Genomic DNA, 1,112 nt, shown 5'->3' with positions numbered 1-1,112 from the left:
GATAAAAACCGTCCGTTGGTAAACCGCACGACGCTAGGTATTTATCCGCCAGCTTCAACAATCAAGCCATTTATGGCTGTCGCAGCGTTGCAAGAAGGCGTAATCACGCCAAATACTACTCGCAACGACCCAGGTTATTGGCGCATTCCTAACTCAGACACTCGTCCATTCCGTGACTGGTTGCGTTGGGGACATGGCCGCGTGGATGTCATTAAATCCATTGAAGAGTCTGTTGATACGTTTTACTACCAAATTGCTTATGACTTGGGGATCGACCGAATTTCAAACTGGATGATGATGTTTGGTTTTGGTGACTACACAGGCATCGATATCTACGAAGAAAGTAAGGCTAATATGCCAACTCGTGATTGGAAGATGTCTCGTCACAAAACGCCTTGGTATAAAGGTGACACCATTCCTGTTGGTATCGGCCAAGGCTATGGGACGCCACCACCTATGCAAATTGCGAAAGCAAAATCGGTGTTAGTGAATAATGGTGCGGTTTCCGCTCCTCACCTCCTTAAGTCCACCATCGATAATGGTGATAACTTTGAGGAACAAGAAACCTCTGAATACGTAACCTACCCACCGATTCAAAATGTGCCAGAAAAATACTGGGATATTGCGAAAGAAGGTATGCGCCGTGTAAACCATGGTACTCGTGGTACGCCTCGTCGTTCTTTCTACAATATGAGCTACCAGCCAGCCGGTAAATCAGGTACAGCGCAGGTCTTTGGCTTGGGCGAGAACGAAGAGTACAACGCAGCTGAAATCGCGGAACACTTGCGTGACCACGCCCTGTTTACGGGCTTTGCTCAGTTTGACGATCCTAAAGTTATCGTTACTCTCGTGCTAGAAAACGCAGGCGGTGGCTCAAGTAACGGTGGTCCAATGGCGAGAAAAATCTTTGACCGAGTGGTACTTGGCCCAGAAGAAATCAAACCAGAAGATGACAAAACCAACGCGCAAAAAGAGGTTACACGCTAATGAAGATGGATCCCTCTACAGGTAAAAACCGCGCCTTGTTTGAGCGCTTCCATATCGACTTGCCCCTCCTACTCGGCATCTTTGCTTTAATGGGTTTTGGTCTCGTGATCATGTACAGTGCCAGC

General features: G+C 47.6%; 1 protein-coding gene and 1 pseudogene. Both read left to right on the top strand.

Annotated elements, in window-relative coordinates; genetic code table 11:
• Positions 1 to 987, top strand: a 987-nt coding sequence (locus tag R7P69_RS25095; RefSeq protein WP_318121815.1) for a penicillin-binding transpeptidase domain-containing protein, incomplete at its 5' end; no start/stop codon positions are given.
• Positions 987 to 1,112, top strand: a pseudogene (locus R7P69_RS25090) (rod shape-determining protein RodA); the annotation flags it as partial. The gene R7P69_RS25095 and the pseudogene R7P69_RS25090, both read left to right, overlap by 1 nt.

The sequence above is a fragment of the Vibrio sp. 661 genome (genome assembly GCF_033339315.1).
Lineage (GTDB): Bacteria > Pseudomonadota > Gammaproteobacteria > Enterobacterales > Vibrionaceae > Vibrio > Vibrio alginolyticus.
This window is presented reverse-complemented; position numbering and strand designations above follow the sequence as displayed.